The sequence below is a fragment of the Peribacillus kribbensis DSM 17871 genome, from assembly GCF_000430765.1.
GTDB lineage: Bacteria > Bacillota > Bacilli > Bacillales > DSM-1321 > Paraperibacillus > Paraperibacillus kribbensis.
The window spans coordinates 1-17,111 of record NZ_AUMQ01000016.1 but is presented as its reverse complement, the minus strand read 5'-3'; the positions used below and the strand labels follow the sequence as shown (position 1 = coordinate 17,111).

The following is a 17,111-nucleotide window of genomic DNA, read 5'->3' as shown; positions in this document are numbered from 1 at the left end:
TATAGGAGGAATGGAATATGAGCGAAGAATTGATTAGTGGACTTGATAAAAGTACAGCCGAAGTGGCTTGGAATCTATATCGGAAGGCAATCCGTTTTGGAACATGGGATCCTGCATCTATCGATTTAAATCAGGATAAAAAAGATTTTGAATCACTCGACCAGGACTTGAAGGATTATCTCATTCATTTCTGTACAGGGTTTCTGGATGCCGAAGAGAACGTTGCTTTAAAGTTTTGTCCATGGATCATGCTCGGGGCCACTACGGAAGAGCAGGCGTTCCTCAGCACGCAATTACTGGAGGAATTTAAACATACAGAGTTTTTTATGCGATATTTCAGTGAAGTATTGGGCCGCGAGCGCATCCCGGGTGTTAAAAATCTGGTACAGCAGAAATTAGACAGCCGTGCAAGACAGATGCTGGATGCACTCGAAGCAGGAGAGGAAGAACGTGAAGCAGCCCTTGTGGAAGGACTGACTCATTATCAGGGAATCATCGAAGGTGTCCAGGCTATGTCAGGATATGATGTCTTTGAAGCGGTTTATGGAAGCAAAGGATTGTTTCCTGGACTGGCTGAAGGATTTGCGAGAATTAAAGAGGACGAGGGACGACATGTTGGTTTCGGGCTTCGCATGTTAAAGCTTTTGGCTAAAAATCCGAAGCATGCCGAGAGGATCCGTGCCATTTACGATGAATACCTGCCATTTATCCTGATTCGTTACGACCAGGAAATCGTTGTGGATGGCCGTATTGTGCCAACACCGCCAGAAGTCAGGGGCCGTGAGCGGTTGACCAAGTTATTTGACAGACGTTTGAAAGATATATTTGGCAGTAGTCTGGTAAACAGTTAGGAGTTGATGTTATGAGGGCAAAGTCACTTCGCACCTGGCTTGAATATCTTCAAAAAACCGGCAGACTGGCAGTCATCGATAAAGAAGTCAGTCTAGAGTTTGAGGCTGCTGCACTTACGAAAAAACTCGATGGAAAGCAGGCAGCCTTTTTTACAAATGTTGAAGACTATGAGATTCCTCTTGTATCTGGTATATGTTCAACCCGGGAGCAATTTGCAGAAGCCCTCGAGACCGACCAATATGAAATCCTCTCCAAATTTTCCCGGGCGGTCGCTTCCCCTGTTGAATGCCGTCATGTAAAAAAAGAGGCTGCCCCGGTAAAGGAAAACATTATATTGGATGAGATTGATTTAAATATATTTCCTATACCAGTTCATCATGAAAAAGATTCAGGCAAGTATATCACGGCTGGACTTTTTATCGTTCGGGATCCTGTCACAAGGAAACAGAATGTTTCTATACACCGCCTTCAGATTTCGGGGAAGGACAAATTAGGGGTCCTGCTTTTACCACGCCACACGTACCACCTATTTAAACAGGCAGAAGAGGAAGGCAGGCCGCTTGAGTGTGCGATTGCTATAGGTGTCGATCCCGTTACGCTCCTTTCTTCACAAGCCAGTACACCCTTTGGAGTTGATGAGCTTGAAGTAGCAAGTGCACTCCGAAATGAACCGCTCGAACTGGTCAGATGCGAAACAGTGGACATTGATGTACCTGCCTATGCTGAGATTGTGCTAGAGGGTAAGATTCTGCCTAAAGTACGCGAACCGGAAGGGCCGTTTGGTGAATTCCCAAAATACTACGGCCCAAGAGGGGATAAAGAAGTAGTACAAATTACCGGGATTACGCACCGGAACCATCCGATTTTCTATACGATTGTCCCTGCCGGGTACGAACATTTGCTTTTAGGAGGGATCCCTCGGGAAGCGAGCCTCATCGAAAGCGTACGCCAAACGGTTCCATCCGTAAAGGCAGTGCATATGAGCCTTGGAGGAACATGCCGGTATCATGCGGTCATCTCCATTAGAAAAAGAAATGAAGGCGAGGGAAAAAATACGATAATTGCTGCATTGGCGAACAGCTTCGATATAAAGCACGTAGTCGTGGTCGATGAAGAGGTTGATGTATTTAATATGGAAGAAGTGGAGTGGGCCGTCGCCACACGTTTTCAAGCAGAAAAGGATTTGGTCGTGATTAAAGGTGCCCAAGGTTCCAAATTGGATCCCTCCACTGACGAAGGATTTGGATCCAAAATGGGGTTCGACTGTACAATCCCTTTAGATAGCGAGCTTATGAGATATCAACGCATTCATATTCCGGGTTTTGAAGAAATGGACATTCATGACTATATAAACAAAGATGCCTCAGGATTACAATCGCAGCATTTAGAAAAGGAGATATAGTTCAAAGTTCAATAAAGATCGGGGGATATGAATGAAAATTATTGTGGGAATATCAGGGGCAAGCGGTGCGATTTTTGGGATCCGTATACTTGAAGCTTTAAAGGAAGTACATATAGAAAGCCACCTGGTTCTTAGTGACACTGCAAGGACGACTATTCCATACGAAACTGATTACAGCATAGAAGAAGTAATAGAACTGGCTGCGAAAGTCTACGACAATAAGAATCTTGGAGCAGCTATATCCAGTGGATCGTTTAAAGTGGATGGAATGATTGTAGCACCTTGTTCCATTAAGACACTTTCCGGCATTGCTAACAGCTATAATTCCGATCTCCTCACCAGGGCAGCCGATGTAAGCTTAAAGGAACGAAGAAAATTAGTCTTAATGGTCAGGGAGACTCCTCTTCACCTGGGACACTTAAACCAAATGACGATAGTTACACAAATGGGCGGGGTAATTCTCCCGCCTGTACCCTCATTTTACCACCTGCCAAAAACAGTTGGCGACATCATTGACCAGAGTGTCCAAAAAGCTTTAGATCAATTTGGCATCGAGGTCAACCTTTTTAATAGGTGGGCTGGTATTAGCTATTAGGCAATAACTATCTCTAATGAATGAGTTGCATGGGAAAAAGGGAGCGTTTAAAATCGAGTACTCAGTTTTCTCGAGGGCTAATATTAGGGGTGAATTGTCAAAGTACTTCCTGACATCACTTAGAAGATGATTATCCATTTAAATACACCCAAGTCACCCATGGAATCCAAGATACTTAAGAAATCTAGGTGTTTGACAATAAAAAAGCTGGGGTTACGCAGCTAACAAAGTACGTGATAAGCGCTATATGATGACTTAAAAAAGATAGGCAGCTTCTTGGACCATGTGGTTCTCGAGGCTGCCTGTATTATTTTCCTTCACTATTTTTTCATTTTTTAAGTGTAAATTACCGGGCAAACAAAGTATCGAGCAGACCAAACAGAGAGATTCGTATGTAATGAGCTTAAAGTTAATCAGTTCATTTATCCAGCAGGGATTTCAATTATAATTTTTGCTCCTCTAAGTTTGAGTACTATTTTTTATACTCATATTATTAAAGGTCTAGGTCCATCTACTCATACAAACAGCAATGAGGCATGGACGCTAGGTTTATCGTACCGTTTCATCGACAATCAACTAGTTTTTGGTATTAAAAGGAAGAGGTATATGCTAATTTACAGAAAAGTCAGAATACTATATTTAAGGAGGGAATTTATGAAAAAAGTATTTCAAGTAACGTCAATCGCCATGGTACTTTCCATTTCTGCAGGACTCGCTCAACCGTCTTCCGGCATCATAGGCACGTCATCGGCTGCAGAGTTCGTCCCCTACTATGGTACAGGCCCAAGTTATGTTCAACCCGAAAACATCGGATACCTTTTCCCGAAGCCAAATGTCATGTTCAACACTCCAGCATTTCAGGAAGGCCGATTACCATTCACAAGCCAGGAAGAAATGATGAACTTTTTGAAATCTCTCACCAAAAGAACGAAAACAGCCAAGCTGACGGTTCTCGGTAAGTCTATTCAGGGCAGGGATATTCCGCTGCTGCTCTTTAGCGAGAACCATGATAAGCTTGGAAAAAAGAATAGGAAAAAGCCGCTGGTTTGGGTACAAGCTCAGATCCACGGCAATGAACCGGCAGCAGGAGAATCTGCACTCGTCCTTGCCCAGAGGATTGCAGAGGGCAAATTGGGGAACGTTCTCGATAAAGTGGATATCGCCATCGTGCCACGCATCAATCCTGATGGTTCGTACGATTTTAAACGAACAGCAGCCAATAATGATGATGCTAACAGGGATTACATGAAGGTAGAGCTTCCGGAGGTACAGACCATACTCCGTGCTGTTAATGAGTATAAACCGGATGTCGTGCTCGATGCCCATGAATACACGGTAAACTCCTCCCCGCTCAAAAATTTTGGAGAAAAAGGATCATTGCCATCCTATGACCTTCTCATATCTTCTGCCAAGAACTTGAATATTCCGGAAAGGATACGTGAGACATCTGACAACCTCCTGCTTTCCAAAGTGCATAAGTCGCTGGATAAAGAAAACTTAAGCTATCACGATTACTATACATTAGCCATGCAGGGCAGCGACCTTGTTGCCACAGAAGGAAGTACCGAGACCCGGATCGGACGGAATGCACTTGGAATGAAGAACACGTTAACCTATTTAATCGAAACGCGAGGGATCAACATCGGACGCGCTGATTTTGAACGGCGCGTATATGCACAGGTTGCTGCTCAGTCTTCCTTTATTCTCCATACCGCCCAAAATGCTGGCAAGGTCTTAGATGCAGTTTCCAAGGCACGTTCTGAAGTAGTAAAAAAAGGAATAAATGTGAATGATGATGACAAAGTGGTCGTGACTAGCGAAAACAAACGGATGGCGGGACAAAAACTTAAGGTCGTGGACCTTGCAAAAGCAGTTAAAACAGATATTCCGATTGTCTGGGAAGATTCCACGGAGGCATATGCAACTCTGGAGCGGGAAAGACCTGCAGCTTATATCCTTCCTCCTGGACCTCAATCGGATGTGACGGCAAGCAAGCTGAAACTTCTCGGTGTACAGACGGAGAAGTTAAATAAGCCGGCTGCTATCAAAGTAGAAAGCTACAAAGTAAACAGCAGTACAACTCAGGACGAATTGAATACAGTCACCACCAGCGTTACAGAAAAGACGCAAACTTTCCCGTCTGGAAGCTATATGATCTCTATGGCTCAGCCAAACGCGAACTTTGCCGTCCTTGCTCTGGAACCTGAATCAGTAGACAGTTATGTATCCTATAATTTTATCTCTGCCAAAACAGGTGAAGAGCTTCCTATATATCGGTATATGGGGAATAAACACCATACACACGACCGGAACCAACATTAAATAGATACAAAAAGAGGGATGACCCAAGCCATTGGGTCATCCTTTGTTATTCATAGGATCAACTATACTATTGTTTCCGAGAGATTCTCCACCTGGATTCAATCAGATGAAGAAAAAGAAATAACACGAAAAAAACTATTTAAAGAAGAGAACCCTTTGAAGCTTACGGATACAGTAATGATTTATAACTTGATAAATATATGCTTGCAAAGACCAAGCAAACGGTGCTTCTTTAGAAAATAGTTTCTAAAGCGAAAGATGTAGTAAATGATAACGAACCTTCCGAATTGCCATAATATGTACAGCTTTATTCCTAGACTTAGCTGCCCTTAAAAGGCGGCTTTTTTAAATTTTTGGAAAAGACGCTAAACAGAACTCGATGTGGGCCTAATCCTATCTTTATTTGAGCAAGTAAGAAGAGAATACTCATAATTTTACCTATTTAGAGCAAATTAGAAACAAAATTCCCTGAAAACGAGGAGACAGAGTACAATCATGAAAACCACCAGGTCGATTTTCGTTTGCTTTATTTTATCTGCTTTTCTTACTGGATGTGATTTGGTCGTTCTGGATCCGAAAGGACCACAGGCAGAGACACAGGCCGATGTAATTTGGCTATCGATTGGTATTATGTCGGTCATTGTCCTTGTGGTGTGTGCCATATTGGTTTATGTCCTGGTCAAATACCGGGATTCTAAGCTGCCGAAGGACTATGAACCGCCTTATATTGAAGGTAATCATATCGTGGAGACGATCATTGTTGCGGTACCTGTTCTGATTGTCATTTTCTTTTCCGTTGTGACGATTATCACGAATAATAAAGTGGAAGCAACCCCAGAGAAGTATAAAGGGCAGGATCCTTTAATCGTTTATGCGTCCTCATCCAATTGGAAATGGCATTTTAGCTACCCCGAGTACAATATTGAAACCGTGAATTATTTGTATCTTCCAACGAAACGGCCGTTGGAATTTAAACTCTATTCGTATGGGCCGATTACGAGCTTTTGGATTCCGCAGCTGGGAGGCCAGAAATATGCGATGTCTGATATGGTGACGACCCTGCACCTGGCCGCCGATGATGTAGCGGCCATGGAGGGTAGAAATGCCAATTTCAGTGGGGAAGGCTTCGCCGAAAATACCTTTTACGTCGAAACCATGAAACAAGTCGAGTTTAAGAAATGGGTCAGGGATGTGAAAGGAAGAGCAGCTCCTATTACAGAGAAAACCTTTAACAAATTATTAAAGCCCGGCCATCTTGGACAGCTGACGTATACGGGCACTCATTTAGGGTTCTCGCCGCCTCCGATGGAACACTCGGGGCAGCCTAATGATGAACATATGTCGGATAGTGATGCAAAAGGTAAGCATCTCGATCATCCTCATAGTCATGAATGAAGTTAACACAATGCTCGAGACGGACCCTCTTGTTCGGGCGGGAAACTCCGAGTAACAGGCATCCAGACTATTTGTAGAAAGGAATCAAAAACAAATGGGTTATTTCTCTAGATTTATGGTCCCTCATGCCAGCCCTGCGATTTATGCGTCGATGGTTGCGATCGCTGTGACAATGTTCCTCCTGGTTGTGGGTCTAACGTATTTTAAAAAGTGGATTTATTTATGGAGTGAATGGCTGACAACCGTCGATCATAAAAGAATCGGGATTATGTATCTGATTTCGGCTTTGCTGATGCTATTCCGCGGCGGGGTGGATGCCCTGATGATGCGTGCGCAGCTCGCTGTTCCAGAAAACAAATTATTGGCTTCACAGCATTACAATGAGGTTTTTTCAGCGCACGGGGTCATCATGATTATGTTTATGGCCATGCCGTACATTATCGGCTTTATGAACTTCGTGGTGCCCCTGCAGATTGGGGCCCGGGATGTTGCATTCCCGAGGCTGAACGCGATCAGTTTTTGGCTGTTCTTTATGGGGGCCATGCTTTTCAATCTTTCGTTTGTCATTGGCGGCTCGCCTGATGCAGGCTGGTCTTCTTATTTCCCGCTTGCCGGAAATGAGTTCAGCCCGTCTGTCGGAACCAATTTTTATATGATCAGTCTTCAGATTGCCGGAATCGGTACCTTGATGACCGGGATTAATTTTATGACGACCATATTGAAAATGAGGGCCCCTGGCATGACGTCAATGAGGATGCCCATGTTTACATGGTCCATTTTTGTCACGAGCGTCATCATCATTTTCGCTTTTCCGGTTTTCACCGTAGCCTTGCTGATGGGGGCCCTCGACCGCCTGGCTTTTACGAAGTTTTTCACCATCACGGATGGCGGGATGGACATGCTGTGGGCCAATCTTTTCTGGGTCTGGGGACATCCTGAAGTGTACATATTGATTCTGCCTGCGTTTGGTCTGTTTAGTGAGATCATCCCGACCTTTTCGAAGCGGAATATTTATGGCTATAAATCCATGGTAGCTTCCATGATAATCATCTCTCTTTACTCCTTCATGGTTTGGACTCATCACTTCTTCACGATGGGGCAGCAGGCTTATGTGAATAGTATTTTCTCCATCACCACGATGGTCATTGCCATTCCCACCGGGATTAAGATCTTTAACTGGCTGTTCACGATGTGGAGAGGGCGGATCCGGTTTACGGTGCCGATGCTCTATTCGCTCGCCTTCATCCCTCTCTTCACCATCGGGGGAGTTACCGGGGTGATGCTCGCCATGTCGGCGGCAGATTATCAATATCATAATACGCAATTTTTGGTCGCTCATTTTCACAATGTCATCATACCGGGTGTCGTCTATGCGGTGCTGGGTGCGTCGACCTACTATTGGCCCAAGATGTTTGGATTCACGCTGAACGAACGGATCGGGAAAATGGCATTCTGGGTTCTGAATGTTGGCTTTTGCCTCGCTTTCTTCCCGATGTATATCACAGGCTTGGATGGGCAGGTACGCCGGATGTATACCTATTCCGCGGATACAGGCTTTGGGCCGTGGAATTTCGTTTCGACGATAGGCTCGGCGCTAATGGCCCTCAGTTATGTGCTGATCGTCTATATGATTTACTACAGCATACGCCACTCCCCGCGGGAGGGAGCCAGCAGCGACCCTTGGGATGCACGGACCCTTGAATGGGCGACTCATAGTCCCGTTCCGGAATATAACTTTGCTATCATCCCGGAAGTGAACTCGAGAGAACCTTTTTGGGATGCCAAATATAAAGGTCTTTCCATATTCAAAGGAGAGTACAATAAAATCCATATGCCTAATAACACGGGTGCCCCGTTTATTATGTCCTGTCTGTTCTTTGTGTTTGGCTTCTCGCTCGTCTTTAGCATGTGGTATGTGGCTGGCGCTGCGCTGATTGGTATCTTTGTTTGTATGGCACAGCGTTCCTTTCAGATCGATCACGGACATTACATTCCTTTAGAAGGAGTGAAAGAAACAGAAGCAAACTATGGAGGAGGATCAGATAAATGAATATAGATCACAGCAAACCTCTTGAATACAGCACAGAACAAAACCGGCTGAATATCCTGGGCTTCTGGATTTTTCTCGGAGCCGAGATCATGCTGTTTGGCACCCTTTTTGCCTCCTTTTTCACTCTGGTGGACCGCATAGGAAGCGGTCCTGCCGGAGAGGAAATATTTGAAATGGGGCCTGTCCTTCTGGAAACCTTCTTTCTACTGACAAGCAGCTTTGTCATCGGTCTTGTCGTTCACGCGATGCGGATCGGAAACAAGAAAGCGATGATCACATTTTTTGTGATCACCCTTCTTCTCGGTCTCGGATTCTTATTCTTGGAAATTAATGAATTCATGACCTATTACCATGAAGGAGCCACACTCCAGACAAGCGCTTTTACATCGATCCTGTTTACCACACTAGGGACGCATGGGGCCCATGTGACGCTGGGAATTTTTTGGGGGACCTTCATCATTATTCAAGTCGCAAGGCGGGGTTTTACTCCCGAAACGGCCAATAAGACCTTCATTTTCTCTCTATATTGGCACTTCCTGGATGTTGTCTGGATATTTATCTTTACCTTTATCTACTTGAAAGGAATGACAGGAGTATGAGGCAATTGTTCCCGGCTAAACAAGTAGGGGGCTATGTGTTTTCACTGGTTTTGACTTTGCTCGCTTTATCGGTTTACTACTTTCATATGTCAAAAACACTAGCCATGACCATTTTTCTCTTGACCGCATTCATACAAGCAGCCGTCCAAATTGTCCTGTTCATGCACGCACGCGAGATCGAAGACAGCAAATCTGTCTTCGCCACTCTCTACTACGCGATTTTTATCGTATTGATTACGGTATTCGGTACACTGGTTTGCATGGTTTGGGGAATGGCCTGACCACCGCTTAGATGACCGCGATTGTTCGATTTGAGCAGTCGCTTTTTAAGCATTAGAACGGCGTTTTGGCTGTGTGGGATTAGGCAAAGGCTGAAGCAAGAATGGACTTTGGCTTAGCAAAAAAGAGGGTGCTGGAGCAAAAAAACAGGGCAGCAGAGCAAAAACCCCTGTGGTCTGAGCAAAAAATTGGATGCTGTGAGCAAAGCCAAGGGCTGGAGCAAAAAAGAGCCTCGGCTGAGGAAAAAGTGAGGATGCTTGAGCAAAGAACCAGGGAAGCTGAGCAAATAACTGGGTTTTGTGAGCAAAACCAAAGGCTGGAGCAAAAATGGCTATTGGCTGAGCAAAAAAAGAAGTTGCTTGAGCAAAAAACCGGGGCAGCGGAGCAAAAACCCCTGTGCTCTTAGCAAAAATTGTATGCTGTGAGCATAGCCAAGGACTAGAGCAAAAAAGAGCCTCGGCTGATCAAAAAGTGAGGAAGCTTGAGCAAAAAAACGGGGAAGCAGAGCAAAAACCCCTGAGGTCTGAGCAAAAAACTAGATGCTGTGAGCAAAGCCAAAGGCTGGAGCAAAAAAGAGGCGTGGCTGAGTAAAAAAGGGGGATGCTCGAGCAAAAAAGGGGAACAGCTGAGCAAAAAACTGGTTCCATGAGCAAAACCAAAAGCTGGAGCAAAAAAGAGCTGGGGCTGAGCAAAAATCAGAATATATGAGCAAAAATCCCTGTGCCTCGAGCAAAAACTGTGATCCCATGAGCAAAACCAAAGCTGAAATAATGCTGTTGGCTGAGCAGAAAAGCTGGAAACCAGACCATTTTCACATAAGAAAATAATCAATGGAATACGAGATAAGAGGGGGGCGATGCTTTGAAATGTTCGCAATGCGCGTATGCAAATCCTGAGGCTGTGAAGTTCTGCTTAAACTGCGGCGAAAAGTTCTTCAAGACTGGCAAGCAGGAGGATGACACGAGCTATTTTTATGAATTTGCTCATTATGTGGATATGGTTCCGAAATTCGAGAGATCAGTGGAGCCGAAATTTCAAAATATTTTTTCACGTGTGTTCCGCAAACACAGTGAGCTGGAAGCGGAACGGCTGTTCATCGTGGGCACAGCCCTTACGACGCCGCAGCTTTCGGAGGTGAAGGATACCTGGCCAAAACCGTGGCTGTTTGCGAGGGTGTTTATGATTACGCTCCTTGCCTTCGCGGGTCTTTACATGGGTGTAAGTGTTTTTCAAAATGCGAATTTTATCCCCGGCCTTATTATTGTGGGTGCGTTTGCAGTTCCCATTGCCACGCTGATCTTTTTTTGGGAAATGAATGCGCCGCAAAACATTGCCATTTATCGGGTGATGTACTTCGTATTAATCGGCGGAATTCTTTCGCTGCTGGCCTCACTGGTGTTTTACGATTTTCTAAGAGGCCATATCAATCCATTTACCATTGGAATTGCAGAGGAAATGGCCAAAGCCATAACGGTGTTAATCTTTGTCCGCAAGAAAAAATACAGATATATCCTGAACGGCCTTCTGATTGGTGCTGCAGTCGGGGCGGGGTTTGCCGCCTTTGAAACAGCTGGATATGCGTTCAGGGCACTGTTAACCGATCAGGGAGCGGCATTCTACAACACGATCCTCTGGCGCGGCATCTTTTCTCCTGGAGGGCACATCGCCTGGGCGGCTCTGACAGGTGCCGCCATCTGCCGGGTGAAAGAAGACAAGCCCTTAACCTTACGCATGCTGTTCCGTTTTAAATTTTTGCGTGTGTTTCTGTTAGTAGTAATCATGCACGCTTTGTGGGATACTTCGATACCTGGAATCATGCCTTTCGGTTATATATTTCTAATGGCCGCTTCCTGGGTTGTTGTGTTCCTGATGCTCAGGGCTGGTCTTAAGCAGGTGGGGGAGAGGAAATTACAGATATAATAGTGGGTGGGAGAATCAATGTGAAAAAATAGCGGCCAGGCTATGGCCGCTATTTTAATGTATAGGACGGCAGCTTCCTTAGAGAATATCACTAAGCTCCGTATCCGAATGAACCGAAATCAAAATTACCCCTTTCTCATCCCCAATATTTTTAACGAAATGCGGTACGCTTGCGTTCCAGCTGAAGGTATCTCCTTCTTCGACGATGGCAGAGTCTTCGCCTTGTTCTGCAAGGAATTTCCCCTCTAACACGAGGTGGCACTCCTCTCCTTCATGGGCATTGGCTTCACCCATTGAGGCACCGGCAGGAAATTCTACCAGCATCATTCTTAATCCGCCTTTGGACGTTAGGTGCTCAATTTTTAGGTTGTTATAGGAAGAGTACGTCCTCTCGGTCTTTCTTATCACTTTCATATGCTGCTTCTTGTCTAACAATAGGTAGGGCAGCGGAATCCCTAAAAAGCTTGCAATGGTTTGCAAGGTGTTGATGGAAGGGGAGGTGTTGTTGTTTTCGACATTGCTGATAAAGCCCTTTGACAATCCCGTCCCCTCACACATTTGGGCAATGGTGATTTTTTTTCGATTTCGTATCGCCCGGATTTTTGTTCCTATTTCCAAAATAGTCACCTCTGAAGTTTTCTAATACAAAACATATTTCTATCATAGCAAATAAAAAGTTGACATTCTATAGGATAACTTGTTACTATATACAAAACAATTATTCGTATGAAGAAACAAATTGATAAGACTAAACGTCTTTATTTTTTTACCATTAAGTTTCTTAATATGAATCTATTGTTTTTATATGTAAACAAAATGTTAGGATGATTCAAATGGATTCAACCCTGATCTACGAGCTTCGCCGGCCGAAGCAGATCGAGCCGGATAAAAAATACACCGCTCTTTTCGTCATGCATGGAATGGGGAGCAATGAGAAAGACATGCTGTCTCTAGTGAACGGGCTGGAAGAGCGGTTTTTCATATTCAGTATCCGCGGTCCTCTTGAACAGCCGCCTGGATTTGCCTTCTTTAGGATTCAAGGGTTTGGGAAACCGCACCGAGAATCATTTGACCAGGCTGTTCAAAGACTAACTGGTTTTATAGATTTTGCTGCCGAAACGTATCCTATTTACGAAGGCTCCATGTATTTACTCGGCTTTAGTCAGGGAGCCATTTTATCCATGACACTCGGCTTGATGCTGGGTAACCGGATAAAGGGTATTATCGCTCTCAGCGGGTACATTCCCGATTTTGTTAAGGATGAGTACAGCATAAAACCGGTTCATCAACTATCCCTATTTATTTCCCATGGAGAAATGGATGGGGTCCTGCCATTCGAATGGGGAGTGGCGAATAAGGAGCTTTTTCAAAAACTAGGTGCATATGTAACGTTCAAAACATATCAGGAAGGTCATACCGTATCACTCCAGAATTTCCAGGATTTTAGGACATGGCTGCTAGATTTCCCTGGAGGACTAACACATTAAAAGGAGAGGTTTTCATGCATCCGTCTTTATTTATTGCTCATGGCGCTCCATTACTGGCCATTGAAAATAATGAGTATACTCAGTTTCTAAATCACTTAGGGAAAACATTGCCACGACCAAAGGCGATTGTTTTATTCTCTGCTCACTGGGAGTCACATGTTCAAAAGGTGGGCAATGTCCAAGAATATAGCACCATCCATGATTTTGGAGGATTTCCCGAAGAGCTGTTCCGCATTCAATATCCAGCCAACGGGAATGAGGAATTGGCGAAAAGCATTCAAGAGTTGTTTAAGCGGCAAGACGTTTCTTTCGATGTGGATACCGAACGGGGCTTGGATCATGGAGCATGGGTCGTTCTTAGACTGATGTATCCGGATGCTGATATTCCTGTCATTTCAATGTCGGTCAATCCTAATCTTTCTCCAGCCGATCAGTTTAAGATTGGAAAAGCTTTAACAGCATTGAGGGAGCAGGATGTATTAATCATCGCCAGCGGCGGAACGGTCCATAATTTAAGAGCATTGAATTGGGCAAAGGATGGAACCGGGGAAGTAGATGACTGGGCCCTTCATTTCGATGAGTGGCTGGCAGGTAATATGGAAAAGTGGGATATAGAATCACTGTTCCACTATGATTCATTAGCACCCGGCGCACAGTTCGCGGTACCGCCATATGGAAAAGAGCACTTCATTCCGCTTTTCTATGCGATGGGTGCTGCAGATGACGAGAGAAAAGCAAAGCTGTTACACCGCAGTTTTCGCTATGGAAACCTCAGTCACAGCGTTTGGCAATTTGGTTAATAAATAAGGAGAGGAATATAAAAATGAAAAATAAATTAGAAGTAAGTACACTGCTTTTGAGATTCGTATTAGGAATTAGTTTCTTTATCCACGGATTTGTGAAGTTCCATGATGGAATTGGAAATATTGTTTCATGGTTTGAAAGCATGGGGCTCCCCGGCGGTTTGGCATATGTCACGGCAGCCATTGAAATGGTCGGAGGAATCGCCATTGTCCTTGGTTTAGGCACTAGAATTGTATCCATTTTACTTTCCCTCTTAATGATCGGAGCCATCATCAAAGTAAAATTAGCTGTCGGCTTCTTAGGGAATGGACAGATGGCAGGGTATGAACTGGATGTGGCTTACCTGGTCATAGCGGTATTCCTTGCGGTTAATGGAAGCAGATTATTGGCTCTTGATTCATTGTTTTTCAAAGGGCAGTCGGTTCCAGACGAAAACAATGAAGCAGCCTAGATAGATTGGAAGAAAGCATTACTTCTTTAAGGAGTAGTGCTTTCTTTTTTTGATTATTACTCAAATTGCGAGCACACTTTTAACAAAAAAGATGTCAAAGTTGATATACTTAAGGTCTTGTTAGTTGAAAATAGTCATAGAGGAATGTTTATTTGGACTTATTAGGTCTATTTACATAATATACAGCATGGGCAAATGCTTTTAAATATTTGTAGGAAGCAGTTACTGTACAGAGATTTAGGAGGAAGTTTATTGAGCAGTTTCATCGTGATGCAAGGCCATACATATGAAATCGATCGAGATTTGGGGATTATCTGGATCCCGAAAACCGATAAGGGTGGAAATACTCCTCATTCCTGGGGACGGATGAAAGAGGTCAAAAAAGGGGATCAGATTTTCCACTATGTAAAAGGAAACATTGTGGCGATTAGTATTGCCAGAGGAGGGTGTATAGAAGCTGTAAAACCCTCTACGGAAGATGAAGAAAGCGGGAATACCGATGGATATTTAGTTCATCTCAGCTACCATGAATTGGAGAAACCGGTTCATGTACGGGATCATTTTGATCAAATCGCTCCTTTATTGCCCCTCAAGTACTCACCTTTCCAGCCAAATTCGGACGGAAACCAGGGATATTTATATCCCTGCCACGAAGAGTTAGCCATCAAGCTTCTGGAGCTAATGAGCGAGCTGAATATTTATCTGGTAAGTGATGAACAATTGGAGTTTTCGATAGAAGAAGTAAAAAGAACGGAGCATAATACGTTAATTCCCGTGCTGGCGGAAACAGAATCGGAAGTACAAACGAAATTAAGGCTAGGGCAGCAGAAATTCAGACGAGACTTAATGCCGCTGTGGAATGGCCAATGCGTCTTATGCGGGATAAGCCTGCCAGAATTATTGCAGGCAAGCCATGCAAAGCCTTGGAAGGATAGTACGAATTCGGAACGAATCGATCCATACAACGGCGTGCTGCTTTGTTCGAATCACCATGCATTATATCAGAACGGCTTTATAGCCTTCGATGGGCAGGGGCGTTTGCATATTTCTTCTGAGATCAGCGAGGAGGATTATGTCACTTTTGGGATAGAGCCGAAGACAAGGATTAAGATTTATCCGGATAATAAGGTGTACGTTAAGTGGCATAAGAGGAATGTTTTTAGGAAATAGAGAGAAGAACTTTGCCCTGAATAATGGCTACTTTAGAAAAGTTCCTTATTCAGGGTTTTTCTATGTCTATATGTAGGAATCCGTTATAATTAATGCAAAGATATGAGCAGAGGTAATCAATTGAGGAAGAGGGATTTTTAACCTGAGCAACTGAGATTATTAGAGGCAAACCACAATGTGATAAATGTTTCCCAAAAAGCGATCAAATAAAATAGTATTGGAGGAGGAGCGTAAAATGAAGGTGGGAAATAAACACAATTATTGGCTGGTTAAAGAGGACGTCATTGACATAAGTCGAGGCTCAAAAAGCTCTGTAACTATATCGGTTGAAGACAATAAACAATTGACATTGGATCCGTCCCGAGCAGCATTCATTATTATTGATATGCAGAATTTCTTCTGTTCTCCTGTACTAGGGAGATCTAAAGAGGCTCTCAGTCTTTCACCAGCCATTACTGGGGCTGTGGATAGCTGTCGTAAAATAGGGATGTCGATTGCCTGGGTGAATTGGGGGAATCGCTTGGATACGGCAAATTTACCGCCAAGCTTACTATATGCATTCAAAGGAGGAAAGGAGAAACAACCGGGAATTGGTGAATTGCTGCCTGATAATCTGGGGGCATCTCTGGTTAAAGATTCGTGGTCAGCTGATGTGATAGAAGAGTTAAAGGGATCTATTCAACCCGAAGATTGGTGGATTGACAAATACAGGGTAAGTGGTTTTCCAGGGACAATTCTGGATCAGACTCTCCGCGCAAATGGAATCAATACACTATTTTTTGCTGGGGTAAACACAGATCAGTGTGTAATGGGAACGATTATGGACGCCGCATTCCTAGGCTATGATTGCATTCTTTTAAGAGACTGTACAGCCACCACTTCACCGTCCTATGCGTTAGAGGCAACCTTTTACAATATGAAGGCGATAGGCGGGTTCATAACCAGTTCAAGCAATCTGGAACCTGTAACCAATTCATAAATGAGGTGAGTATGGGGACACTTTTTATAGGTTGATAATAGCCAGGCATCTGTCTGGCTTAGCCTCTGGATACAGATCAATATTTTGACGTATTTCTTCTATATAAAGATGTAAGCATAAGCCCCTGTTTACTGAAGGGACTATACATTTTAATCAGCATCTCCATGATTAACTTGAAGATGCAGCTTTATTTAGTATACGTTCACCAAAAATTATTAACCTGAATACATGGGCATATTCCCATCGTGACCTGTTCAGTGGGAATCCCCTCCTGTGAGGGAGCAGGTACTGCCAGGCAATAAACGAACAGCCTGGTGCCGGTCTTTTTAATTCTTGACCTTCATGTATAAAAAAGGTGTTGACTTAGTTAGTCAGCCCGTGATACTATTAGAAAGCTGTTCGAGAGGCAGTGATGATCAACCAGACAGGTTAAAAAAAGATATTGACTTGTTCATTCGAACATGATATACTAATTAAGTTGTCGTTGAGACATTGACTATTCTTGACCAACACGAACTGCTCTTTGAAAACTGAACGAAACAAGACGCCAACGTTATTTTCTTTCGAGAAAATACAAAAACAAGTTTTAAACACTTTTATGAGCTACATCAAACATTCTTCGGAGAGTTTGATCCTGGCTCAGGACGAACGCTGGCGGCGTGCCTAATACATGCAAGTCGAGCGGATCGATGGAAGCTTGCTTCCTGAGATCAGCGGCGGACGGGTGAGTAACACGTGGGCAACCTGCCCCTAAGATCGGGATAACTTCGGGAAACCGGAGCTAATACCGGATATGACTTTTCTTC

The 17,111-nt window shown here is 43.9% G+C and carries 16 protein-coding genes and 1 rRNA gene; 16 read left to right on the top strand and 1 reads right to left on the bottom strand.

Annotated features, from left to right (window positions below; genetic code table 11):
• Window positions 1–17 precede the first annotated feature (17 nt).
• The 10 genes from H539_RS27340 (at window position 18) to H539_RS0100040 (ending at window position 11,414) form a co-directional block, all read left to right on the top strand.
• A complete protein-coding gene (locus H539_RS27340; protein ID WP_051348357.1) occupies window positions 18–851 on the top strand; it encodes a R2-like ligand-binding oxidase in 834 nt (277 codons plus the stop codon).
• Window positions 852–862: 11 nt separating this feature from the next.
• The gene (locus tag H539_RS27335) at window positions 863–2,254 is read left to right on the top strand and encodes a UbiD family decarboxylase (RefSeq protein WP_035321686.1); all 1,392 of its coding nucleotides are present in this window, start codon (window positions 863–865) and stop codon (window positions 2,252–2,254) included.
• 31 nt (window positions 2,255–2,285) lie between these two features.
• Window positions 2,286–2,849, top strand: a complete 564-nt coding sequence (locus H539_RS0100085; protein WP_026691818.1) for a UbiX family flavin prenyltransferase — start codon at window positions 2,286–2,288, stop codon at window positions 2,847–2,849.
• 654 nt (window positions 2,850–3,503) lie between these two features.
• Complete coding sequence (locus H539_RS0100080; protein ID WP_026691817.1) at window positions 3,504–5,171, top strand: M14 family metallopeptidase; 1,668 nt, start codon at window positions 3,504–3,506, stop codon at window positions 5,169–5,171.
• Window positions 5,172–5,666: 495 nt separating this feature from the next.
• The gene (gene qoxA, locus H539_RS0100075; RefSeq protein ID WP_026691816.1) at window positions 5,667–6,566 is read left to right on the top strand and encodes a cytochrome aa3 quinol oxidase subunit II; all 900 of its coding nucleotides are present in this window, start codon (window positions 5,667–5,669) and stop codon (window positions 6,564–6,566) included.
• A gap of 94 nt (window positions 6,567–6,660) precedes the next feature.
• Entirely contained in the window at window positions 6,661–8,616 is a 1,956-nt protein-coding gene (qoxB, locus tag H539_RS0100070; RefSeq protein WP_026691815.1) for a cytochrome aa3 quinol oxidase subunit I, read from the top strand.
• On the top strand, window positions 8,613–9,215 hold the full coding sequence (gene qoxC / locus H539_RS0100065; protein ID WP_026691814.1) for a cytochrome aa3 quinol oxidase subunit III: 603 nt from the start codon (window positions 8,613–8,615) through the stop codon (window positions 9,213–9,215). The genes qoxB and qoxC overlap by 4 nt, the downstream gene beginning before the upstream one ends.
• Window positions 9,212–9,496, top strand: coding sequence for a cytochrome aa3 quinol oxidase subunit IV (gene qoxD / locus H539_RS0100060; protein WP_026691813.1), 285 nt, complete (start codon window positions 9,212–9,214; stop codon window positions 9,494–9,496). The genes qoxC and qoxD overlap by 4 nt, the downstream gene beginning before the upstream one ends.
• A 128-nt stretch (window positions 9,497–9,624) precedes the next feature.
• Window positions 9,625–9,900 (top strand): hypothetical protein, encoded by a 276-nt coding sequence (locus H539_RS0100055; protein ID WP_155889905.1) that lies wholly within the window; start codon window positions 9,625–9,627, stop codon window positions 9,898–9,900.
• Between the two features lie 455 nt (window positions 9,901–10,355).
• On the top strand, window positions 10,356–11,414 hold the full coding sequence (locus tag H539_RS0100040) for a PrsW family glutamic-type intramembrane protease (protein WP_026691810.1): 1,059 nt from the start codon (window positions 10,356–10,358) through the stop codon (window positions 11,412–11,414).
• A gap of 78 nt (window positions 11,415–11,492) precedes the next feature.
• Here H539_RS0100040 and H539_RS0100035 read toward each other — a convergent pair whose 3' ends face one another.
• Entirely contained in the window at window positions 11,493–12,032 is a 540-nt protein-coding gene (locus H539_RS0100035; RefSeq protein WP_026691809.1) for a helix-turn-helix domain-containing protein, read from the bottom strand.
• Between the two features lie 215 nt (window positions 12,033–12,247).
• Here H539_RS0100035 and H539_RS0100030 point away from each other — a divergent pair, with 215 nt between their 5' ends.
• The 6 genes from H539_RS0100030 to H539_RS0100005 form a co-directional block, all read left to right on the top strand.
• Complete coding sequence (locus H539_RS0100030) at window positions 12,248–12,901, top strand: alpha/beta hydrolase (protein WP_026691808.1); 654 nt, start codon at window positions 12,248–12,250, stop codon at window positions 12,899–12,901.
• A gap of 14 nt (window positions 12,902–12,915) precedes the next feature.
• The gene (locus H539_RS0100025; RefSeq protein WP_026691807.1) at window positions 12,916–13,701 is read left to right on the top strand and encodes a dioxygenase family protein; all 786 of its coding nucleotides are present in this window, start codon (window positions 12,916–12,918) and stop codon (window positions 13,699–13,701) included.
• A 23-nt stretch (window positions 13,702–13,724) separates the two neighbouring features.
• Window positions 13,725–14,156, top strand: coding sequence for a DoxX family protein (locus tag H539_RS0100020; protein WP_026691806.1), 432 nt, complete (start codon window positions 13,725–13,727; stop codon window positions 14,154–14,156).
• 252 nt (window positions 14,157–14,408) lie between these two features.
• On the top strand, window positions 14,409–15,326 hold the full coding sequence (locus H539_RS0100015; protein ID WP_026691805.1) for an HNH endonuclease: 918 nt from the start codon (window positions 14,409–14,411) through the stop codon (window positions 15,324–15,326).
• A 235-nt stretch (window positions 15,327–15,561) separates the two neighbouring features.
• Entirely contained in the window at window positions 15,562–16,305 is a 744-nt protein-coding gene (locus H539_RS0100010) for a cysteine hydrolase family protein (protein WP_026691804.1), read from the top strand.
• Window positions 16,306–16,921: 616 nt separating this feature from the next.
• A 16S ribosomal RNA gene (locus H539_RS0100005) occupies window positions 16,922–17,111 on the top strand; the annotation flags it as partial.